Source organism: Enterococcus sp. 3H8_DIV0648, assembly GCF_002140655.1.
In the GTDB taxonomy this organism is placed as follows: domain Bacteria; phylum Bacillota; class Bacilli; order Lactobacillales; family Enterococcaceae; genus Enterococcus_A; species Enterococcus_A hulanensis.
Window position 1 is genome coordinate 103,586 of sequence record NZ_NGLG01000001.1, and the last position, 23,236, is coordinate 126,821.

At 41.2% G+C, this 23,236-nt stretch carries 20 protein-coding genes and 1 other annotated feature; of the genes, 14 read left to right on the forward strand and 6 right to left on the reverse strand.

Going from position 1 to position 23,236, the window contains the following annotated elements:
* Nucleotides 1–63 precede the first annotated feature (63 nt).
* A complete protein-coding gene (treP, locus tag A5875_RS00550; RefSeq protein WP_088931803.1) occupies nt 64–2,010 on the forward strand; it encodes a PTS system trehalose-specific EIIBC component in 1,947 nt (648 codons plus the stop codon).
* Between the two features lie 15 nt (nt 2,011–2,025).
* On the forward strand, nt 2,026–3,648 hold the full coding sequence (treC, locus tag A5875_RS00555; RefSeq protein ID WP_088931804.1) for an alpha,alpha-phosphotrehalase: 1,623 nt from the start codon (nt 2,026–2,028) through the stop codon (nt 3,646–3,648).
* A gap of 31 nt (nt 3,649–3,679) precedes the next feature.
* Here the strand turns inward: treC and A5875_RS00560 are convergent, their stop codons facing one another.
* From A5875_RS00560 to A5875_RS00575, 4 genes are all read right to left on the reverse strand, one after another.
* A complete protein-coding gene (locus A5875_RS00560) occupies nt 3,680–4,186 on the reverse strand; it encodes a QueT transporter family protein (RefSeq protein WP_088931805.1) in 507 nt (168 codons plus the stop codon).
* 117 nt (nt 4,187–4,303) lie between these two features.
* Complete coding sequence (locus tag A5875_RS00565) at nt 4,304–5,056, reverse strand: 3-oxoacyl-ACP reductase (protein ID WP_088931806.1); 753 nt, start codon at nt 5,054–5,056, stop codon at nt 4,304–4,306.
* Nucleotides 5,053–5,274 carry a DUF2829 domain-containing protein gene (locus A5875_RS00570; protein WP_010740040.1) on the reverse strand — a complete coding sequence of 74 codons (222 nt, stop codon included), beginning with the start codon at nt 5,272–5,274 and terminating at the stop codon, nt 5,053–5,055. Before A5875_RS00570 ends, A5875_RS00565 begins: the two co-directional genes overlap by 4 nt.
* A 145-nt stretch (nt 5,275–5,419) precedes the next feature.
* Nucleotides 5,420–7,810 carry a transglycosylase domain-containing protein gene (locus A5875_RS00575; RefSeq protein WP_088931807.1) on the reverse strand — a complete coding sequence of 797 codons (2,391 nt, stop codon included), beginning with the start codon at nt 7,808–7,810 and terminating at the stop codon, nt 5,420–5,422.
* Between the two features lie 339 nt (nt 7,811–8,149).
* On the opposite strand from A5875_RS00575, the gene tyrS reads away from it, so the two are divergent.
* The 3 genes from tyrS to A5875_RS00590 all read left to right on the forward strand — a co-directional run bounded on the left by tyrS (nt 8,150) and on the right by A5875_RS00590 (nt 11,325).
* Nucleotides 8,150–9,412, forward strand: coding sequence for a tyrosine--tRNA ligase (gene tyrS / locus A5875_RS00580; RefSeq protein WP_088931808.1), 1,263 nt, complete (start codon nt 8,150–8,152; stop codon nt 9,410–9,412).
* A gap of 95 nt (nt 9,413–9,507) precedes the next feature.
* Nucleotides 9,508–10,413 carry an AEC family transporter gene (locus A5875_RS00585; protein WP_088931809.1) on the forward strand — a complete coding sequence of 302 codons (906 nt, stop codon included), beginning with the start codon at nt 9,508–9,510 and terminating at the stop codon, nt 10,411–10,413.
* A 21-nt stretch (nt 10,414–10,434) separates the two neighbouring features.
* On the forward strand, nt 10,435–11,325 hold the full coding sequence (locus tag A5875_RS00590) for a deoxyribonuclease IV (protein WP_088931810.1): 891 nt from the start codon (nt 10,435–10,437) through the stop codon (nt 11,323–11,325).
* Between the two features lie 45 nt (nt 11,326–11,370).
* Here A5875_RS00590 and A5875_RS00595 read toward each other — a convergent pair whose 3' ends face one another.
* Nucleotides 11,371–12,621 (reverse strand): glutamate-5-semialdehyde dehydrogenase, encoded by a 1,251-nt coding sequence (locus A5875_RS00595; protein WP_088931811.1) that lies wholly within the window; start codon nt 12,619–12,621, stop codon nt 11,371–11,373.
* Nucleotides 12,614–13,423, reverse strand: a complete 810-nt coding sequence (gene proB, locus A5875_RS00600; RefSeq protein WP_088931812.1) for a glutamate 5-kinase — start codon at nt 13,421–13,423, stop codon at nt 12,614–12,616. Before proB ends, A5875_RS00595 begins: the two co-directional genes overlap by 8 nt.
* A gap of 302 nt (nt 13,424–13,725) precedes the next feature.
* Here proB and A5875_RS00605 point away from each other — a divergent pair, with 302 nt between their 5' ends.
* From A5875_RS00605 to A5875_RS00645, 9 genes are all read left to right on the forward strand, one after another.
* Entirely contained in the window at nt 13,726–13,944 is a 219-nt protein-coding gene (locus A5875_RS00605; protein ID WP_010740033.1) for a YneF family protein, read from the forward strand.
* Between the two features lie 224 nt (nt 13,945–14,168).
* Nucleotides 14,169–15,083: a thioredoxin-disulfide reductase gene (gene trxB, locus A5875_RS00610; RefSeq protein WP_088931813.1), complete on the forward strand. Its 915-nt coding sequence runs from the start codon at nt 14,169–14,171 to the stop codon at nt 15,081–15,083.
* 181 nt (nt 15,084–15,264) lie between these two features.
* A complete protein-coding gene (locus tag A5875_RS00615) occupies nt 15,265–16,989 on the forward strand; it encodes a phospho-sugar mutase (RefSeq protein WP_088931814.1) in 1,725 nt (574 codons plus the stop codon).
* A gap of 18 nt (nt 16,990–17,007) precedes the next feature.
* Nucleotides 17,008–17,295, forward strand: coding sequence for an ArsR/SmtB family transcription factor (locus A5875_RS00620; protein ID WP_088931815.1), 288 nt, complete (start codon nt 17,008–17,010; stop codon nt 17,293–17,295).
* 127 nt (nt 17,296–17,422) lie between these two features.
* A complete protein-coding gene (locus A5875_RS00625; protein WP_088931816.1) occupies nt 17,423–18,712 on the forward strand; it encodes a homoserine dehydrogenase in 1,290 nt (429 codons plus the stop codon).
* Between the two features lie 2 nt (nt 18,713–18,714).
* Entirely contained in the window at nt 18,715–19,773 is a 1,059-nt protein-coding gene (gene thrC / locus A5875_RS00630; protein ID WP_088931817.1) for a threonine synthase, read from the forward strand.
* Nucleotides 19,770–20,633 (forward strand): homoserine kinase, encoded by an 864-nt coding sequence (thrB, locus tag A5875_RS00635; RefSeq protein WP_088931818.1) that lies wholly within the window; start codon nt 19,770–19,772, stop codon nt 20,631–20,633. The genes thrC and thrB overlap by 4 nt, the downstream gene beginning before the upstream one ends.
* Nucleotides 20,630–20,846, forward strand: a binding site (T-box leader). Its footprint overlaps the gene before it by 4 nt.
* A 185-nt stretch (nt 20,847–21,031) precedes the next feature.
* Nucleotides 21,032–22,303: an O-acetylhomoserine aminocarboxypropyltransferase/cysteine synthase family protein gene (locus tag A5875_RS00640; protein WP_088931819.1), complete on the forward strand. Its 1,272-nt coding sequence runs from the start codon at nt 21,032–21,034 to the stop codon at nt 22,301–22,303.
* Between the two features lie 3 nt (nt 22,304–22,306).
* The gene (locus A5875_RS00645; RefSeq protein WP_088931820.1) at nt 22,307–23,236 is read left to right on the forward strand and encodes a homoserine O-succinyltransferase; all 930 of its coding nucleotides are present in this window, start codon (nt 22,307–22,309) and stop codon (nt 23,234–23,236) included.

Consider the following 23,236-nt stretch of genomic DNA (forward strand, 5'->3'; position numbering starts at 1 on the left):
TATAGTAAAAGTATCAGCTGAACTTATCCATACAAGTTAAAAATTATTCGGAGGGAAAAAACGATGGGAAAATATGAAAAGGATACAAAGGACCTGCTGGCGGCCATTGGCGGTAAGAAAAACATTTCCGCGGTTACTCACTGTGCCACACGGATGCGCTTTGTTCTAAATGATCCGAAAAAAGCGAATGAAGAGCGTATCGAGGACATTCCTAGTGTCAAAGGCATGTTTACAAATGCAGGACAGTTTCAAGTAATTATCGGAAATGATGTAGCAGTTTTTTACAATGAGTTTGCTAAGATTTCAGGAGTAGAAGGTGTTTCTAAGGAGGCAGCGAAATCTGCGGCCAAACAAAATCAGAATCCAGTCCAACGCGCCATTACTGTTTTAGCAGAAATTTTTACCCCGTTATTACCAGCAATTATTGTCGGCGGTTTGATTTTAGGGTTCCGTAATATTTTAGAAGCTGTGCCAATGGGCTGGCTAAATGGTCAAACAATCGTGGAAGCTTCAACATTTTGGAATGGTGTCAATGGTTTCTTATGGCTGCCAGGTGAAGCGATCTTCCACTTCTTACCAGTTGGTATTACTTGGAGTATCGCCCGTAAGATGGGTGCCACTGAGATATTAGGGATTGTCTTAGGTATCACGTTGGTTTCACCGCAGTTACTAAATGCTTACGCAGTAAACGGAACAACTGCTGCAGAAATTGCAAAGAACTGGACATGGGACTTTGGCTTCTTCACTGTTGATAAAATTGGTTACCAAGCCCAAGTTATTCCAGCGATGCTGGCAGGTTTCTTACTAGTTTATCTAGAACGTTTCTTCCGTAAACGTATCCCAGAAGCAGTATCAATGATTTTTGTTCCATTCTTCTCTTTACTACCAACGATTTTGGCAGCTCATATTATTTTAGGGCCAATTGGTTGGAAAATCGGAACGGCTATTTCAGCGGTCGTAAATGCTGGTCTGACTTCTAGCTTCAGCTGGTTGTTCGGCGGTATCTTCGGAGCACTGTATTCACCCCTGGTTATTACTGGTCTGCATCATACGACATTAGCGATCGATTCCCAATTGATTGCCGACTTTGGCTCAACGAACTTATGGCCAATGATCTGCTTATCAAATATTGCTCAAGGGGCGGCTGTTTTAGCAGTAGTATTCGCTCATCGCGGCAATAAAAAAGAAGAACAAGTATCTATCCCATCTGTTATCTCTTCATGGTTAGGGGTTACAGAGCCGGCGATGTTCGGGATTAACTTGAAGTACACCTATCCATTTATTGCAGCTATGATCGGCAGCGGGATTGCCGGATTATTCGTTACCTTGTTTAAAGTTCGTGCATTGTCAATTGGTGTCGGTGGATTACCAGGGATTTTAGCCATTCGTCCGCAAGACTATGTGATCTTTATCATCGCTATGGTGATTGCGATCGCCGTGCCGTTTGTATTAACATTGACTTTCCGTCGTATCGGATTATTCAATAAAATCGATCGGATCGAAGAAGGAAATGTTCCATCTTTAGACAATGAGGCGGTTAAAAAAGCTGGTTCAGTTGTTGAATTATTTGCACCGATCGCAGGCATGCTACATCCATTAAGCAGTGCCAAAGATCCAGTTTTTGCTGAAGGAATGATGGGACAAGGGGTCGTGATCGATCCAAGCGAAGGGAAATTGGTCGCACCATTTGATGGTCAAATCAGTTTATTATTCCCAACCAAACATGCTATCGGCTTAGTCAGCACGGAAGGAACTGAGGTATTGATCCATATTGGGATCGATACAGTACAATTAGACGGCAAGCATTTTACTAGTCATGTAGAGCAAGGCGACAGCGTCAAAAAGGGGCAGCTTTTGATGGAATTTGATGTTGAGGCGATCAAGGCGGAAGGATATGAAGTTCAAACGCCAATCATCGTAACAAATTCGACTGATTTTCAAGTAGACCCATTGATTGAAGAGGCACCTGTGACGAGCGCAGAGAAAATATTATTGGCAACAGAATTATAGAAGTTGGAGGACATCATGAGTTTTAAAGAGAAAGTAATCTATCAAATTTATCCCAAATCGTTTTTAGATACAAATCAAGACGGCATTGGAGATTTGCCGGGGATCAAGCAAAAAATCCCTTACTTGAAACGACTAGGTGTTGATATGATTTGGTTAAGTCCAATCTATCCGAGTCCGCAAAATGATAATGGGTATGATGTTGCCAATTACACGGCGATCAATCCCATGTTCGGGACAATGACTGATTTTGAAAATCTAATGGCAACCGCAAAAGAGCATGGGATTGAAATCATGCTGGATATGGTTTTCAACCATGTCTCGACGGACCATGAATGGTTTCAAAAGGCATTAGCTGGTGATAAAAAATATCAAGATTACTTTATTTTACGCGACGAGCCGACAGATTGGGTCTCAAAATTCGGTGGAAATGCCTGGGCACCTTTTGGCAATACGGATAAATACTATTTGCATTTGTTTGATAAAACGCAGGCCGATTTAAATTGGCGCAACCCAGAAGTACGGGAAGAATTATTTGAAGTCCTGCGCTTTTGGATGGAAAAGGGCGTAAAAGGATTCCGTTTTGACGTGATCAACTTGATCGGCAAGGATGAAGTTTTGAATGATTGCGCTGAAAATGACGGCAAACCAGCTTATACGGACCGTCCCATTACTCATGATTATATCCACATGATGAACCAAGCAACCTTTGGCAAAGAGGCTGAAATCATTACAGTTGGCGAAATGAGTTTTACCTCGGTGGAAAATTGTATTTTATACACTAAGCCTGAACGGGAAGAACTAAATATGACGTTCAATTTCCATCATCTAAAAGTTGATTATGAAGATGGAAAAAAATGGACGCAGATGCCCTTTGATTTTGCACGATTAAAAGAATTGTTTCATACTTGGGGAACGCAGATGAGTGAAGAAAGCGGCTGGAATGCACTTTTCTGGAATAATCACGATCAGCCGCGAGCCTTGAATCGATTTGTCGATGTGGATAACTATCGAGTAGCGGGGGCTAAAATGTTAGCGAGTGCGATCCACTTGAATCGCGGAACACCTTACATTTATATGGGGGAAGAAATCGGGATGATCGATCCAGATTTTGATTCCATGGAAAAATATGTTGATGTGGAAAGTTTAAACGCTTATCAAGAATTACTACTTGCAGGAAAAACTGAGCAAGAGGCCTTTGAGATCGTCAAAGCGAAATCACGGGACAATTCTCGCACACCGATGCAGTGGGATAGTGGAGAGTACAGCGGCTTTTCAGATGTTGCACCGTGGTTGGCAGTAGGAAAGTCAGCAAACGAGATCAACGTAGCAAAAGAATTGCAAGAAGGTTCGGTATTCAACTACTATCAAAAATTGATCCACCTGCGCAAAGAGTACCCAATAATCGCTGAAGGCAGCTATGAAGTATTTTTACCGGATCACCCACAAATTTATGGCTATATTCGCCGTTTCGAAGGGCATAGTCTGCTGGTTCTTAATAACTTTTTCGCTAAAGAAACGACGATCGAGTTGCCAGCAGAATTTCAAACAGGCGAGGTCTTGATCTCTAATTATGATAATGAAGAACTCAATCAAGATTTCACATTGAAGCCCTATCAATCAATTGCTATTTATCGTTAAAAAATACGCGTGAGCAAATTTGCTCACGCGTTTATTTTGTTAAATCAATTCGTTTATTTATCAAGTAGATCAACACACCGCCTAGCGACATAGAAAGCAGTTCGCCTAAGCCGATGATCAGCCAATTGAAGAAAAAGGGAACTTGATAGAAAAAGGTCAGTTGACCAGCAACCGTAAACATCGAAAAGGCAAAAATCAATGCAGTGATGATCATTTTTTTCTTAAGGCTCTTAATTTTTTTAGTTGCGACTCGACAGATCAATAAAACGATCAAGGTAGAAATACTGCCTAATAGGACATCCACGATACCAAGTGGCGAGGCTAGATTGGCGATTGCAACGCCCAGCGTCACCGCGATAGTGTAGCGTTTGTTGAAAAGAGGCAAGTAGTTGAACATTTCCGCAATGCGGAGTTGGATCGCGCCAAAACTAATGACGGATAAAACAATGGTGACAGCAACATATAGTCCGGTCACTACGGCCATTTTTGCCGTATCGGTGGTGGTCCAGCGTTGTGCTGAACTTTTTTCAAGATTCATTTTTTTAGCTCCTTTACAAGACAGTGTCTCGTTAATAACTGCGACCAAAGGATTGAAGTGCCACAGTGCGAAATTATCGCTATCATTTATCTTAGATGATTTCACAAAAATTGCAAGTTATTTCAAAAGCCAGCCGCCATCGATTGGTAAAATATTTCCCTGCATGTACCGTGCCTCATCACTGGCTAAGAACAAGGTGGTGTAGGCTACTTCCTGCGGAACTGCCCAACGTTTAACAGGTGTTTCCTCTGCTACCCATTTAGCCATCTGACCGTCGCCAGCAAAGTCCGCTTGGTTCATAGGCGTATTGATTGCTCCAGGCGCGATGGCGTTGACATGGAGTTCTTTGGCCGCATAGTCTAAAGCCAATTGCTTGGTGAAGCCAACAATGGCGTGTTTGCTAGTAGTATAGGCGATTCCGCCGCCGCCAGCGACAAGTCCGGCGATCGAAGCCATATTGATGACTGTTCCCCGATTAGCTAAAAGCTCCGGCAACAATAATTTTGTCAATGTGAACATGCTTTTTACATTGGTCTCCCAAATGCGATCCCACAACTCTTCCTCGGTTTCATGCAGCGGCAGATAGTCATCCAGCACCCCGGCAGTATTTAGTAAGATATCGACTGTTCCGAAAAGCTCATGACATTCTTGCCGCGCCTCCTGCAAGCTTTTTTTATCACGGACATCGCCAATGAAATAAGCCAGCTGTTCAGGAAAGTTTCTTTGCAGCTCCTCTAAGTGTTGTTTTTGCTGATCAAAAGCGAAAACACGGGCACCATTAGCTAAAAAGGCCTGCGCTTGAGCCGCTCCAATCCCCGAAGCAGCTCCCGTGACAAAAACAACTTTACCAGTAAAATCAACAGTCATCATTCGACGATTTTCCAGTCTTCAGCCAGAATATCACAAACGGTTGGTGCAAAGCTGGAGAAGCCTTCATCGGCCGTTTTGATTAAAAAGTAAGGTGTCACTGGCGAGCCATCAAACACTTCACCTTCCACTAGGGTTACATATAATTCAAAGCCGCCCCAGCCCTCACGAATAATTTTTGCGCCTTTTTTTAGTTCAGGCAAGATTTCTTCAAATGTCATTGATCGTTCCTCCGTTCAAAAATTCTTTGTCTTTTGGTAGGATACCAAAAAGCTGATAGTGCCACAAGGTGATTAAGTATATAGAACAATTAGGAAAACAAAAATAAAAGACCTCTCTGTAAAAGAGAAGCCTTCTATTAAAAATTTAATCATCTGTTTTTGTTTCTTCATTATCTTTGTCGTCATCTTTGCTTTTGGTGTTGGTCTTATTGCGAGTATTCCAATAAGTCTTGTAATCATCATCGGTTCCGCCGATACCAAATTCATAGGTATTATCGGCTGGACCATCCTTCGCCCAAAGCGAGGTCGTCTCGCCGCTTGGTACTTGATAATTGGTACCGTTGTGATTTACTTTTCCAGGTTTTAATCCTGTGAAATCAGATACTTTGACCTGTTTGACATCATCGGATAACTCGAATTCTTCGTCTACACCAAAGACATTCGGATTGACTTGATAGATTCGTCCAGCAAGATAAGCCATGTAGGTGGCTGTCCGATTTCCCGCGCCATCATTCATCGGTTTGTTGTCATCTCGTCCAGTCCATGTTCCTAATGTAATAGAAGGAGTGGAGACGATCAGCCAATTATCGGCATAATTATCAGTCGTCCCTGTTTTCCCGACCCAGTCAGCAGTGCTTAGTTGATAATTCACTCCGCTTAAAATAGATTTAAATGGCGTCGTGTGTTGTTCGGTTATGACACTGCGCATCATATCATTCATGATCGAAGCAGTTGCTTTTGAGAATACTTGTACAGGAGCATCTTTGTGCTTATAGATTTCCTTGCCTGTGCTGTCCGTGATTGAATCAATCAAGTAGCCTTGCTGATAAACACCACCGTTAGCCAAGGTTTGGAACCCGTTGACTTCTGTTAACGTAGTCACGTTCGTCGTACCTAATGGCGCAGCCTCAACACCCCAATCGTGGGAGGATGGATAGTTCATTTTCTTCAAATAATTATCATAGGCAAATTGATCAGAGCCTTTAGTTGCCAGCATATCTTGATACACATGATAAGAGGTAATATTGGTAGATTGAACAAGGGCCTGACGTGTTGTTTGGAAGGTTTTAGAGCCTTTGTTTTCGGCATTTTCTAATTCCTTACCCGCATCTGATCCATGTTGATACTTCATTGGAAAATCGGCAATTCGTGTTGCACTGCCTAACAGTCCTTGGTCAATCGCAGGACCATAGACTAATACCGGTTTGATGGATGAACCTGCTTGTCGAGCGGTATCAAAGGCATGATTATTTTGGTTGGTGTTGTAATCACGACTGCCGACAAAGCCGTAGATGCGGCCTGTTTTGTTATCCATCATCACTGTTCCCGGTTCAACTGTTGCACCAGAACCATCATCTAAGTATTGTCCATATTCAGCGACACCTAATTGCATCGCATCATAAATGTTTTTATCGATTGTGGATTTTACAACCAAGCCTTGATTTTGCATTTTGACTTTGGCTTGTTCAACATAGCGATTACGAGTTTCTTCTTTATTGTAATCCGCATCGCTGACGCCGTCTTCTTTGGCCTGTTGTTTTGCCACGATACTGATAGCTTCGTTATAAACGGTATAATACAAGAAGCCGTGTTGTTGAACTTCCACGTCTTGGCGCGCTTGGAAGTCTTTTGAAAGGTCATATTTTTTGGCGTCTTCATATTCTTTTTTCGAAATCATTTGTTCACGATACATATTGAAAAGGACATCATCTTTTCGAGCCATCCCAAGGGAGTAATCTTGTTTCAGATCACCGGTATTGGTATATGGACTGTAAACAATCGGACTTTGCGGCAGACCAGCAATAAATGCCGATTGCGGCAGATTCAAGTCTTTTGCATGGACACCAAAGATACCAATTGCAGCTTCTTCGACTCCGGCAATGTTTTGACCTTTGTTATTACGGCCAAAAGGAGAAACGTTTAGATAAGCCGTTAAGATTTCATCCTTACTTAGATATTTTTCCAAATCCAATGCCAAGACAATTTCATTGGCTTTCCGTTTGAAGGAAGTCTCATTAGTTAACACCTGCTGCTTGATCAGCTGCTGCGTAAGGGTAGAACCACCAGAACCAGCCCCAAAGCCGACTACTTCACCCAGCAAAGCCCGGACAACAGCTTTAGGAACAACACCATCATGTTCATAAAAGTTCTCATCCTCTGTGGCAACTAATGCTTTTTTCACCCATTGAGAAATTTCATCAGAATTTATCTTTTCGCGAATCGGATCGGCTTGAATCGTTGCTAGCTCTCGATCATCAGCGTAGAGCAGTTTAGACGATTCCGCGATGTCGCCAACTTTTTGCTTCATTTCTGATTTTGTCGGCGTCGGTGTTCCTTCGACAAGGTGAGCAAAATACCCAGCACCGATCCCGACCACAAGCATGCCGCCTAAAAAGAGCACAACGACTAAGCCAAGCAGCAATGACTTGACCACCCGCAATGAAACATTCAGCGCAAAAGAACCGCCCAGAGTAGCTCTGGATTTACTTTTACTGCTCTTTTTCGGTTGCTTGTTTATTTTTTTCTTGTGAGCCAAAAAGTCCACCTCCTGTCTCTTATACACATCTAGATGTGTATAAGAGACAGGAATTATAGCAAAGTTTTACTTCTATTAACAAGCGGATGCAATGTTTGTAATCAAAACTTCAACTAATTGTTAAGTAAAACAAAACAAACATTATTACATTGCTTGGCCTCTTTGTCTCAAGAAGATTTTTTATTGGAAGAGAACTTCGACTATTTCCAGCGAATAGCTTTTATTTCCCTGTTTTTTCAGTTAATATGGGAAAGTATAAATCATTTAGGAATGATATGCAGAATAAGCAAATGTTTAACTTTTTAAGTAAAACATCATAACAAATTAGGAGGATAAAAAATGCATTCAGACTTTTTCCAAGAATTAAAAGCCCGTGGCTTAATTTTTCAAGTAACAGACGAAGCAGCCCTAGAAAAACAATTAAATGAAGAGTCTGTTAAACTATATATCGGCTTTGACCCGACTGCAGACAGTCTGCATATTGGTCATTTATTACCGATTTTGACGTTGCGTCGTTTCCAGCAAAACGGACACGTGCCAATCGCTTTGGTTGGCGGCGGGACCGGGATGATTGGGGACCCTTCATTTAAGGATGCAGAACGTCAATTAAATACTTTAGACACTGTTCAGAACTGGTCGCAAAGTATTAAAAATCAGCTTTCTGGAATCATTGACTTTGAAAATAAAGAAAATCCAGCGATTGTTGCGAATAACTATGAATGGTTAGGCGAGTTAAAGCTGATCGAATTTTTACGTGATGTAGGTAAAAACTTTACGATCAATTACATGATGAGTAAAGAAAGTGTCAAACGTCGGATCGAATCTGGGATTTCTTACACGGAATTCGCGTACCAATTATTACAAGCATACGATTTCTATGAATTGAATAAACGCTACGGCTGTTTATTGCAGCTTGGCGGCAGCGACCAATGGGGAAACATTACATCAGGGATCGAATTAATCCGTCGTGAAGAAGGCAAACAGGCTTTTGGCTTGACGATGCCCTTAATCACTAAAGCCGATGGAACAAAATTTGGGAAAACTGAAGGCAATGCTGTTTGGTTGGACTCAGAAAAGACTTCTCCATATGAGTTTTACCAATTCTGGATCAACACAGATGATCGAGACGCAATTAAATTCTTGAAATACTTTACTTTCTTAGGTTTAGAAGAAATCGATGCGATTGAAAAAGAATTTACCGCGGCACCTGAACAACGTGCGGCTCAAAAAGCATTAGCTAAGGAAGTCACAGTCTTAGTTCACGGCGAAGAAGCCTATAATCAAGCCGTTCATATTTCTGAAGCATTATTCAGCGGTGATGTTAAAAACTTAAATGCAGAAGAAATCAAACAAGGCTTTAAGAATGTTCCGAGCTACCAAGTTGAAGCGGACGATAATCTAAACCTTGTGGAAATTTTATTAACTGCCGGGATTGAGAATTCAAAACGTCAAGCACGTGAAGATATCAACAATGGTGCGATCTATATCAATGGAGATCGCGTACAAGATGTGGCGTACACATTAAGTGATCAAGATAAATTATCCGATGAATATATCGTTGTTCGTCGTGGTAAGAAAAAATATTTTGTTTTACAATTTTAATCATAATTACGAGAGGGATTGGACCAATTTTTTGGAGCAATCCTCTTTCTTTATGGTGAGCGGTAAGCGTTTTAGATGGCAGATGGGGTGAGCATGTGAGAGCAGTTTTATTAAACTCGTTAGGATTATTTGTTATTATCTTGATAGGGTATCTAACGAAACGATTAAATATATTGATGAAAGCAGACGGCTCGATGATTTCAAAAATCGTCGTCAATGTCACACTGCCAGCAGCGATCATCGTGAACCTGCAGTTTTTGGAGGTAAAGAATCAGTTATTGCTGCTGATTATAGCGGGACTGCTTTTGAATCTAGTAATGATCATTATTGGTCATTTTTTATCTAAAGGACAGGATCAGGTGGAACGCGAATTTTTGATGTACAGCGTTTCCGGATACAATATCGGGAATTTTGCGATCCCATTTGTTCAAAGTTTTATGCCGCTGGCGATTCCTATTTTATCTTTCTTTGATATTGGGAACAGCGTGATGCTGGCGGGGGGATCGAATGTTGTAATCGAAGGAATCAGCGGCAGCAATGCAGAACGACCAACTGCTAAAAAGGTTTTAGGACGTTTGGGACGCTCGGTGCCATTTCTCTGCTATTTGTTTATGCTGGTCTTTCGTATTTTAAAAGTCGATTTGCCGGAGGCTGTTTTTCAGATTGCGCAACCGATCGCTAATGCGAATACATTCTTATCAATGTTTATGATCGGTTTATTTTTGGAACTGCGTCTGCCGAAAAAAGATTTGGCTTTAGTCTTCCGTGTTCTAGCGATCAAATATGGTGTCGGTATCTTATTAGTGGTTCTGTTTATGCTGATGCCGTTTTCCAATATGATCAAAATCGTTTTATGCCTGGTTTCAGTCGGACCGATTCCGACATTTGGTGTAATCAATAGTGTAGCTGCAGGAATGCGAGCCGAAGTGGTAGGTTTTACCTCATCTCTCAGCTTCTTGATCAGTTTGCCGTTGATGACGAGTTTGTTGTTATTCCTATAAATAAAAAATCTGGAGGTTTTTATGTTAATTGGTTCTCATGTAAGTATGAAGGGAAAAGAAATGTTACTAGGTGCGGCACAAGAAGCTGCCAGCTATAAGGCCTCGACATTTATGATTTATAGCGGTGCTCCGCAAAATACTCGTCGTAAATCAGTAGACGAGATGAATATTCCAGCTGGAGAAGAATTCATGAAAGAGCACGGCTTATCGAATATTGTTATGCACGCGCCGTATATCATTAATTTGGGCAACACTAAAAAGCCGGAGATGTTCCCATTTGCGGTCCAATTTTTGCGTGACGAAATCATGCGGGCAGAGGCTTTAGGTGCTATGCAGATCACTTTGCATCCCGGCGCTCACGTAGGAGCTGGTGAAAAAGCTGGTTTGGATCAAATCATCAAAGGTTTGAATGAAGTGCTGACCAAAGATCAACGGGCACAAATTGCGCTGGAAACAATGGCAGGCAAAGGGACAGAGCTAGGAAAAACATTTGAAGAGCTAGCTTATATCATCGATGGCGTAACATTGAATGAAAAATTATCAGTGACCTTTGATACTTGTCACACTAATGACGCCGGCTACAATGTGAAAGATGATTTTGACGGTGTTTTAGACGAGTTTGATCGGGTGATCGGCTTGGAACGTTTGAAAGTAGTTCATGTGAATGATTCAAAAAATCCAATCGCCTCTCATAAGGACCGGCATGCGAATATTGGGTTTGGTACGATTGGCTTTGATACCTTGAATGCTATTGTCCATCATGAAAAATTGAAGGACTTGCCGAAAATTTTAGAAACTCCTTATGTTGGGCCTGATAAAAAGAATCAGTACGCGCCTTACGGTTTTGAAATCGCTATGCTAAAAGATGGAAAATTTGATTCTGATCTATTGGAAAAAATTCAAGCACAATAAGAAAAAAAGCACATGCCCTAAAAAAACGGGGCATGTGCTTTTGATTTATTCTCGAATTTGACCGTCACCGTAAATGATGTATTTACTAGAAGTTAAATGCTCTAAACCCATTGGGCCGCGAGCATGCAGTTTTTGTGTAGAGATACCAATCTCGGCACCAAAGCCAAATTTAAACCCATCGGTAAAACGAGTAGAGGCATTGATATATACCGCCGCTGCATCGACTTCCTTTAAGAATTTTTGTCCATTAGGATAACTGTCAGTCACAATGGCTTCTGAATGCTTTGAGTTATAGTGATTGATATGCTCAATCGCATCATCTATGGAAGCAACAACTTTGATTGCTAACACATAATCTAAAAATTCAGTTGCCCAGTCTTCTTCAGCAGCTAAGTCCGCCTGCTCTAAATAAACCAAAGCCTTTGAATCCACCCGCAAGCTAACTTCATGAGAAGCCAATGCCTTTTCAATCATCGGCAGAAATTCAGATGCGATGTCTTCATGGACCAGCAGAGTTTCGATCGCATTACATACCGAGGGACGCTGTGCCTTTGCGTTGATAACGATATCGCGGGCCATATCTAATTGAGCCGCACTATCAACATAGACGTGATTGTTCCCGGTTCCTGTTTCGATTACCGGAACAGTGGCAGTGTTTTTGACACGTTGGATCAAACCCGCACCGCCGCGAGGAATCAAGACATCTAAATAGTCATTTAAGCGCATCATTTCGTTTGCCACATCACGGGAAGTATCATTAACAAATTGGATCATTGCTGAATTTAACTCGTTATTTCGCAATGTTCGCTGCATAAGCTCTACCAGTGCTTGATTGGAATAGAAGGCTTCTTTACCGCCGCGCAGTATTACGGCATTTCCTGATTTAAAACATAGGCTAGCGGCATCTGTAGTCACATTTGGACGTGATTCAAAGATTATTCCGATCACACCCAATGGTACACGTTGTTGACCAATCATTAGTTGATCTTCGGTCTGCCACATTTTTTCTACTACGCCGATTGGATCAGCCAAAGCAGCCACTTGTCGAATTCCTTCAGCCATCTCTTGAATTCTTTCATCGGTTAAACGTAAACGATCAATCAACGGCTCTGGAATACCATTTTCCTTCGCTTGATTCAAGTCTCGTTGATTTGCCGTTAATATCGTTTCGGCATTATCTTCTAAATCTTGCGCCATCTGCATCAAGCAGTCATTTTTTCGAGCTGTTTCAAGCTGACTCAGTTGTTGAGCGGCTTTTTTACTTTGTTGACCTAAAGTGTTCATTAAGTTATTCATGGCTGCCCTCCTTGAATAAAGTTCCTACTTCTGCGCCAGATAGGATATCAAAAATTATTCTGGGAGGTTTTCCATTGGCTAAGACCATGGCACTTTTCGCGTCTAATATTCTTTGAGCAGCCTTTAGCTTACTGACCATTCCACCAGTACCGAAGCGACTGCCTTCACCGCCAGCTTGGTCCATTAAGGTTTGATTGATGGTTGAAATAGTAGAGTAGAGAATTGCTTGTTTATTTTTTGACGGATTGTCAGAATAAAAGCCGTCAATATCACTTAACATAATCAGTAAATCGGCATCCATCAATTGTGCGACGATGGCAGATAATTCATCATTATCGCCGAACTTTCGCGTATGATCCATTTCGTCGACAGCCACTGTGTCATTTTCATTTATGATAGGAAGAATCCCCATTGAAATAAGCTGCTCTAACGTATTGATTACATTCTTGCGGCTTTCTGGAAAATCTACTACATCGCGTGTTAACAAAACTTGGGCGGTTTGTTGACTATATCCTAAAAACCGCTGATTATAGATATGCATCAGCTCTGATTGTCCGACCGCAGCAACAGCCTGCTGTACAGGGATTTCTTGTGGACGTTCGGGGATATGAAGCTTGTCCATGCCCACACCGATCGCTCCGGAAGAGACTAATATTATTTCTTTGCCTTGATTACGAAGGTCGGTTAAAACAAATGCTAATTGATCAATACCATCCAAATTTATCTTTCCAGTTGGATGGATCAAAGAACTCGTTCCGATCTTCACCACGATCCGATTGACGGATCTCAAAAAATTTCTCATGCCTACACCTCTTCACTTAGCCACCAGCGAGGAAGATATTGTTTTGCATTTTAGCATATTCTAATCAATATTTCATCATTTATTTAAAATTAATTGAAAATTTTTTGATAATTTCCTGAACTTACGACAGCACAGCTTTTCCTATCACTTAACAGAACTTAAAGATAAGAAATACCTCCGTTGTAATTAATAAGATTGAACTAAAATTTCCCACCCAGATTTGAAGTTTCTTAAAACAGCTTTTCTTTTGGGGTATCTTTTAGTAAAATATATGAGAATGTGTCAGGAAAGGAGCGGTGAAAATGGTATCAACTGGAATCGTAGTATTGATCGCGGTAATCGCTGCACTATTAGGTGCTGTCGGCGGTTTCTTCTTAGCTCGTAAATATATGCAAGACTATTTCAAAAAGAATCCTCCAATCAACGAGGATATGTTACGTCAAATGATGATGTCGATGGGGCAAAAACCTTCAGAGAAAAAAGTTCGTCAAATGATGCAGCAAATGAAAAACCAACAATAATTTTGAAAGGACAATCGTCGCAGGATGATTGCCCTTCTTTTTTGATTTATAAAGGAAAAAAGACCGCAAGAAATATTTCAAAATCTAACGCTGCTTAATAAATTTAACTATGCTAACCTTTGGAAAAAGCTAAGTTAGCATAGTGAAGGTTACATTTAGTAAGCAGATTTGTCGACAGAATAATTTCTTAGATGTATGGTAAAGCCGAATGGGGGAATGTCTGAATGTATGATGTAATAATTATTGGTGCGGGTCCAGCAGGGATGACCGCTGCCTTATATGCTTCACGTTCAAATTTGAAGGTACTTTTGATTGAACGTGGTGCACCGGGCGGACAAATGAACAATACCGCCGAAGTTGAAAACTATCCAGGCTTTGAATCAATTATGGGGCCGGAGCTTGCGATGAAAATGTACGACGGCGTCACAAAATTTGGTACAGAGAATGCTTATGGTATCGTTCAAGATATCAAGGATCATGGTGATTATAAAGAGGTCATCACTGAAGATAAAAGCTATCAAGCTAAAACAATCATTGTTGCAACAGGTTGTGTTCACCGTAAATTAGGTGTTCCGGGTGAGGAATCCTTTGCTGGTCGCGGAGTATCCTATTGTGCTGTTTGTGATGGGGCCTTTTTCCGTAATAAACGTTTGATCGTTGTTGGCGGAGGCGACTCAGCAGTGGAAGAGGCGATTTATTTAACTCGTTTTGCTTCTGAAGTTGTGATCGTTCACCGTCGTGATGAATTGCGTGCGCAAAAAATTATCCAAGACCGCGCATTCGCCAATGAAAAGATTTCATTCATTTGGGACAGTGTTGTGGACGAAATTGTCGGTAATGACATGGTCGTAACTGGTGCGCAAATCCGCAATGTTAAAACTGGAGAGGTTCATCTTGAACCCGCAGATGGCGCGTTCATTTATGTTGGTTTGGAACCATTGACTGAACCCTTTAAGAAGAGCGGTATTACAAACGCTGCCGGCTGGATCGAAACCGATCATGAAATGAAGACTAAAATTCCCGGTGTTTTTGCTATTGGTGATGCACGGGAAAAAGATTTACGTCAGATTACAACGGCTGTAGGCGAAGGCGGAATCGCAGGACAACAAGTTTATAAATATATCGAAGCACAAAATTAATTTTTGGAAGAGGAAGATCAATTGCGGCTTCCTCTTTTTTCTTTCTAAAAATAAACTATTCATTTATCAAAAAAAGATGTAAAACATTTTTTTAAACAGACAAGACACAAGTTTTCTTTGCTGAATATAACAGTAATGGTATACTTAAATGGTAAGAAAATTTTGAAAGAGGTGTTGTTTCATGTCTTGGGAACAAGTTTATGAACAGTGGATTGATTCAGATAAATTAGATGAAAAAATGCGTAAAGAATTACAAGACTTAGGCAAAGACCCAGAGTTAAAAAAAGATGCGTTTTATAAACAATTAGAATTTGGAACCGCTGGTATGCGCGGAGTATTAGGTCCTGGTGTCAACCGGATGAACATTTTCACTATTCGTCAAGCAACAGAAGGTTTGGCTCGCTTCATGGATACACAAGATGCTGAGACAAAACGTCGTGGTGTAGCAATTGCTTATGATTCACGCCATATGTCACCTGAATTTGCGATGGAAGCAGCAAAAACTTTGGCAAAGCATGATATTCCTTCATTTGTATTCGAAAGTTTGCGTCCAACGCCGGAACTGTCTTTTGCCGTTCGTTTTGAAAATGCCTTCACGGGAATTATGATCACAGCGTCTCACAATCCCGCTGAATACAATGGCTATAAGGTCTACGGAGAAGATGGCGGACAAATGCCGCCTGAAGATGCAGATGCATTGACGAAATTTGTCCGCGCTGTGGAAAATCCGTTAGAAGTTGAAGTCTTATCTGATGAAGAAGTAAAACATAGCGACTTGATCAACATCATTGGCGATGAAGTTGATTCAGAATATTTGAAAGAAATTAAATCAGTCACCATCAATCAAGAACTGATTGATGAAATGGGCAAAGAACTAAAATTAGTTTATACACCATTACATGGCACGGGTAAGATGTTGGGCGAAAAGGCGTTGAAGCAAGCGGGCTTCGAAAAATTCGTTTTAGTTCCTGAGCAAGCGATCGCCGACCCAGATTTCTCGACTGTAAAATCACCAAACCCAGAAGAGCATTCTGCTTTTGAATATGCTATCAAGCTGGGCGAACAAGAAGGTGCAGATTTGTTGATCGCAACTGATCCGGATGCCGATCGTCTTGGTGCGGCTGTTCGTTTACCAGATGGACGTTATCAAGTATTGACCGGAAACCAAATCGGCGCCATCATGATTCGCTACATTTTAGAAGCGCATAAACAGGCCGGGACTTTACCAGCCAATGCGGTTGTTCTAAAATCGATCGTATCGAGTGAATTAGCAACAACCATCGCGGATTCTTACGATGTCAAAATGATAGATGTATTGACCGGCTTCAAGTTTATCGCTGAAAAGATTCAGCAATATGAAGATGACAACTCACAAACTTTCATGTTCGGCTTTGAAGAAAGCTATGGTTATTTGATTAAGTCCTTCGTACGTGATAAGGACGCTATCCAAGCGTTGGTATTATTAGCCGAAGTAGCAGCATACTATAAAAAACAAGGCAAAACATTGTATGATGGCTTGCAGGATATCTTTGAAGAATACGGCTATTATGCTGAAAAGACGATCTCTGTTACTTTAAGCGGCGCTGAAGGAGCAGAACAAATCAAAACGATTATGGGCAACTTGCGTAATGAAGCACCAAAATCGTTTGCAGATGTAGCAGTTAGTTTGACCGAAGACTTCAAAACATCAAAAGCGCTGGATGCTGACGGAAATGAAAAAGCGATCGACATGCCAGCTTCAGATGTGTTGAAATATACACTAGAAGATGAAACTTGGTTAGCGATTCGACCTTCCGGCACAGAACCAAAAATCAAATTCTATATTGGCGTTAAAGGCGATTCTCACGATGCTGCCGCAGAAAAAATTGCAATGTATGAAGAAGCGATCCGTAAAATCGCCGAATAGAGTAAATGAGGGCTATAAATGAAGGAACACGAAGAATTTCAAGCGGTCAGTCAATTTTTTAAAATTTTGAGTGACCCGACACGTTTAAAAATTTTGATGTTTCTAAAAGAAGGAGAGCGCAATGTTTCATCCATTAGCGAGACATTAGCGATGGAGCAATCGGCTGTTTCTCATCAATTGAAATTATTGCGTGATAATCGATTGGTTAAGGCGCGTCGTGATGGAAAGGCGATGCTTTACAGTTTGGACGACCAGCATGTCTTGGATGTTTTAGAACAAACCTTTCGACACGTTTTACATCAATAAAAAAGGGCTTTTCCAAAATTTTTGGAAAAGCTCTTTTTTTTTACAGAAATTTTGTTATACTGAAAGCTAACTATTAGAATATGATGAAATTACTTTTAATACGAATGTAATTTACTGGAGGCGGATTATGGAAAAAGCAGTCAAGGTGGGTCTATTAGGTTTAGGTGTAGTAGGTACCGGTGTCTTAGAAATTTTGGCAGATCATCAAGAAAAAATTGAGAAAAGTATTGGCGGTCCCTTGGTTGTAACGAAAGCTTTGATTCGACCACAGGAAGATAAAAGTGCGTTGGCGGAAAAATACAATTTGGAATTAGTTACAGAGCTGGATGCTATCTTAAAAGATCCCGAGATCTCAATTGTTGTGGAGGTAATGGGGCGCATCGAGCCGGCTAAAACATTCATTAAAGAAGCGTTGATAGCAGGTAAAAATGTAGTAACCGCGAATAAGGATTTATTAGCCCAGCATGGCAGTGAACTAGTAGATTTAGCCCGTGAGCAGCAGCGTAATTTGTATTATGAAGCTAGCGTTGCCGGCGGTATTCCAATCTTGCGAACGATTGCTAACAGTTTAGCTGCGGACGATATCACCGAAGTTTTAGGAATCGTCAACGGTACAACCAATTATATGCTGACTAAAATGGTACAAGAGCATCGTACCTATGATGAAACTTTAAAAGAAGCACAAGAACTCGGCTTTGCAGAAAGTGATCCGACAAACGATGTAGATGGCATTGATGCTGCTTATAAAATGGTCATTTTAAGTAAATTTGCTTTTGGTATGACTATCACGATGGATCAAGTTAAAATAAAAGGAATCCGCGGTTTGGCTGCAGAGGATGTTTCGCTGGCTGATCAGCTTGGCTACACTATAAAACTAATCGGCTCGACGATCAAAAAGGATGGTACGATCTCGGTAGAAGTTGGCCCAGTCTTAGTTCCGCATGAGCATCCGCTTGCTTCGATTCATAATGAAATGAATGCTGTTTTCGTTAAGAGTTCAGGTATCGGAGAATCTATGTATTATGGACCAGGTGCTGGTGCACGACCAACAGCAACGAGTATCGTGGCAGATTTGATGACGATCGTCAATAAGATGAAAAAGAATACAGTTGGCCATCGCTTCACTGGCTATACACAGCCGACCAAATTAACACCGCCGAGCGACAACATCAGTAAATATTTCTTATCGTTAGAAATGCCTGATGAGCCGGGACAATTTTTGAAAATTGCAGAGATTATGACCGAAACGCAAGTTGGTTTTGAACAAGTTGTTCAAGAAAAAGGCGATGGCGAAAGTGCACGAGTAGTATTGATCACACATGAAACATCAGAAACGAAGATAGCAACGATCCAAAAAGAAATCAAAGAGAAGACTAAATATAAATTGATATCATTGATGAAAGTTATGGGGGAATAAGCATGTACGAAGGTTTATTAAAGCAGTATAAAGAATATCTGCCAATTACAGATAAGACGCCAAATATCGCGTTAGCGGAAGGAAACACACCGTTGATTCCTTTGAAAAATTTATCAAAAGAACTAGGAATTACTTTATATGGAAAATATGAAGGCTTAAATCCAACGGGTTCTTTTAAAGATCGCGGAATGGTGATGGCAGTCGCAAAAGCTGTGGAAGATGGAGCAAAGGCCATTATTTGTGCCTCGACTGGTAATACCAGTGCAGCAGCAGCAGCATACGCAACCCGTGCTGGAATCAAAGCTTATGTCGTAATTCCTGATGGGAAAATTGCGATGGGTAAATTAGCTCAAGCGATTGCTTATGGTGCGGATATTATTTCAATTCCTGGAAACTTTGACGAAGCCTTGAAGGCTGTGCGGGACATTGCTGAAACTGAAGCAGTAGCTTTAGTGAACTCAGTTAATCCTTATCGTTTAGAAGGACAAAAAACAGCTGCCTTTGAGATTTGTGAACAATTAGAAAAAGCGCCGGATGTTTTGGCGATCCCTGTTGGTAATGCCGGAAATATTTCTGCTTACTGGAAAGGCTTTAAAGAATGGCATGAGAAAAAGGGAACTGAGCTTCCACGCATGCACGGTTTTGAGGCAGAAGGAGCAGCGGCGATTGTAAAAGGTGAAGTTATTGAACAACCTGAAACAGTTGCAACAGCTATCCGAATCGGTAATCCAGCTAGCTGGAAATTGGCTGAAGCTGCTCGTGATGAATCAAATGGTTACATCGATTCTGTGACAGATGAAGAAATTTTAAATGCTTATCGTAAAGTTGCTGCACAAGAAGGCGTTTTTGTTGAACCTGGTTCAGCCGCTTCTCTAGCAGGAGTGATCCAACACGTGAAAAATGGTCGCATCAAACCGGGTGAAACAGTCGTAACTGTCTTTACCGGAAATGGTCTGAAGGACCCAGATACAGCAATCAACGAAACAGATATCAAGATCAATAAAATGAGTGATTTGGAGGATATGCGCCGACATTTACGTGAAGGAGTGGCGTCTCTATGAAAATCCGCGTTCCAGCAACAAGCGCCAATTTAGGTCCCGGGTTTGATTCATGCGGGATCGCGTTATCCCAGTATTTGACTATTGATATAGGACCTGAATCACGAAAGTGGGAGATCAAGCATCAGTTAGGAAGCGAGATCCCTTCAGATGAAAAAAATCTGTTGATTCAGACCGCTTTGGACTTAGCGCCTAAGTTGACTCCTCATAGAATCACGATGATCTCAGATATTCCAATCGCACGAGGTTTGGGAAGCAGTTCATCGGTGGTAGTGGCGGGCATTGAATTAGCCAACCGCTTGGGAAATCTAGGAATGACTCCGCAACAAAAAGTGAATTACGCGACAAAAATCGAGGGACATCCAGATAATGTTGCGCCAGCAATTTGCGGCGACTTCGTAGTTGCGAGCTATAACAACAATGAAGTCAATTTTGTGAAGCATACGTTTCCCGATTGCGATGTGATTGCTTTTATTCCCAATCATGAGCTATTGACGACAGAAAGCCGCGCTGTATTACCGAAGGAGCTGTCTTATCGCGATGCGGTTAAAGCCAGTTCAATTGGAAATGTGATGATTGCGGCAATTCTCAATGGTAATTTGCCGTTAGCTGGAAAAATGATGGAACGAGACATCTTGCATGAGAGTCACCGTCAGCATCTGGTTCCTCATTTGAAAAAAATTCGTGAGTTTTGTAAAGCTTATGGCGGCTACGGCAGTTTTTTAAGTGGTGCAGGACCGACTGTTTTAGTCTTAACACCGCCAGAAAATACAGAAAAGCTGGTCACAGCCTTGAAGGCCTTTGACCATGAAGCATTGATCGATGTGCTTTCAGTCGAAAAAGAAGGCGTACAAATATTTTAATTGCGTAGAAGAGAAGAGTAAGATTCATTAGACTCCACAGAGAGCTTCAGTAGCTGAAAAGAAGCAGCAGTGATGAATCAGAAGATGGTCTCAGAGCGATTGTCGTTTAGACACGGGAATGCCCGTTACAGCAGCTCGTAGCAATACGGCAAAAGATCAGTTCTGTGAAGGACTGATAAACTAAGGTGGTACCACGGAACTCCCGTCCTTTCAGATATGAAAAGACGGGAGTTTTTTGTCAGTTCTGCTTTTTTCAATGACTTTTGTTTGAGAGGGGTCATTGATTTCTATGGATAGATTAAACAAGTAATTTAGCAGAAGGATAGGTGTAATAAAAATCATGTTCATTTTAAGCTTCATTTATTGACTATATTAATCAAAACTAGGAGGAAAAAAATATGGAATTTGAAACAAAATGTTTACATGCTGGTTATCAGCCGGAAAATGGAGGACCACGGGTATTGCCGATCGTTCAAAGTACGACCTATGCCTATGACTCAACAGATGAAATTGGAAAATTATTTGATTTGGAAGCGGCAGGCTATTTTTATACTCGTTTGGCAAATCCGACTACTGGTGCTGTAGAAGAAAAGATCGCGGCATTGGAAGGCGGTGTGGGGGCGTTATGCACGTCTTCAGGTCAAGCGGCAACTTTCTATGCTGTATTGAACATCTTAGAAGCGGGCGATCATCTGATTTCATCCAGCTATATTTATGGCGGCACGTATAATTTATTTGCTCATACTTTCAGAAAAATGGGGATCGAAGTAACCTTTATCGATCAAGACGCTGCAAAAGAAGAAATACTTAAAGCAGCAAAACCAAACACCAAAGCAATTTTCGGCGAAACAATCGCTAATCCAGCGGTAAAAGTATTGGATCAAGAAAAATTCTCAGCGGTAGCAAAAGAACTTGATATTCCATTTATCATTGATAATACCTTTGCCACACCCTATTTTTGTCGCCCAATCGAATTCGGAGCGGACATTGTCGTTCACAGTACAACTAAGTATTTGGATGGGCATGCCGTTCAAACAGGCGGCGTGATCGTTGACTGCGGCACCTTTGATTGGAACAACGGGAAATTCCCGCAGCTTTCAGAGCCCGATGAAACGTATCATGGAATTGTTTATACCGAAAAATTCGGTCAAGCTGCTTATATCACCAAAGCGCGTGTTCAATTGATGCGTGATTTAGGAGCGACACCTTCACCGCAAAATTCTTTCTTGCTGAATCTTGGTATGGAGACACTGCCTGTTCGGATGGATCGCCATTATCAAAATGCGATGACAGTAGCGAAATTCTTAACAGAGCAAAAAGCGATTAAAAATGTTTATTATCCTGGTTTGGAAAATGACGAGAATTATGCGCTGGCACAAAAATATGTACCAAACGGCTTGTGTGGGGTAATTTCTGTTGAATTTGCAGACGGAAAAGAAACAGCCGCAAAATGGTTGGATGCTTTAGAGCTTGTTTCACTAGAGGTTCATGTGGCCGATATTCGGACGTGTGCGCTGCATCCTGCAACTTCGACTCATCGTCAATTGACCGACGAAGAATTGCAGCAGGCAGGAATCTCGCCAGGCCTTGTTCGTTTGTCGTGTGGGATTGAAAATGTGAAGGATATTCTGGCTGACCTGCAGCAAGCTTTTGACAAATTGGAGGGATAACTCATGCCGATTCGTTTAGAGCCTGATTTTCCGGCGAAATCCGTCTTGGAGTCCGAAGACATTTTTGCGATTGACAATTCTCGGGCAGAACAACAAGATATTCGTCCGTTAAAATTATTGATCTTAAATTTGATGCCGAATAAAATTGATACAGAGATTCATCTGCTGCGCTTGATCAGTCAAAGTCCGTTGCAGATTGATGTGGATTTTTTGAAGGTTGCTAGTCATGAGCATAAGAATACGAGTAAGAATCACTTAGATAAATTCTATTTGGATTTTTCACAGGTAAGAAATACTTGTTACGATGGGTTGATCATCACTGGAGCACCTGTAGAGCAGTTGGACTTTGAAGAAGTCGATTATTGGCCGGAATTAGTAGAGATCATGGATTGGAGTCAGTCATCAGTTACCTCAGTTGTGCATATTTGTTGGGGAGCACAAGCGGGCTTATATCATCATTTTGGCATCGATAAGGTTCCATTCAAAGAAAAGCTGTTTGGGATCTACAAGCAGGATATTGAACATCATTTTCGGCTGTTTAGAGGCTTCGATGATCGTTTTTGGATGCCTCAGTCTCGCTACACTGGAATTAATGAAGAACAGGTACGTCAGAAAAAAATCAAAGTGATTGCAAAAGATGAAAAGGAACGGTCTGCTATCTTAATCTCTGAGGATGAACATGATGTCTTTTTAATGGGACATTTTGAATATGCGACTGATACATTGGAAAAAGAATATTTGCGTGATCATGATCGGGGAATCGCTACGGCTAAACCGGAGAATTATTATGAAGACGGAAAAATCTATAATTATTGGCGGGCCCAAGCCCATTTGTTTTACCATAATTGGTTGAATGACGTTTATCAAATAACGCCTTATCAGTTAGAGCGGATACGTGAATTGCAAAAAGAAAGAAGGCTGAGATCAATTTGA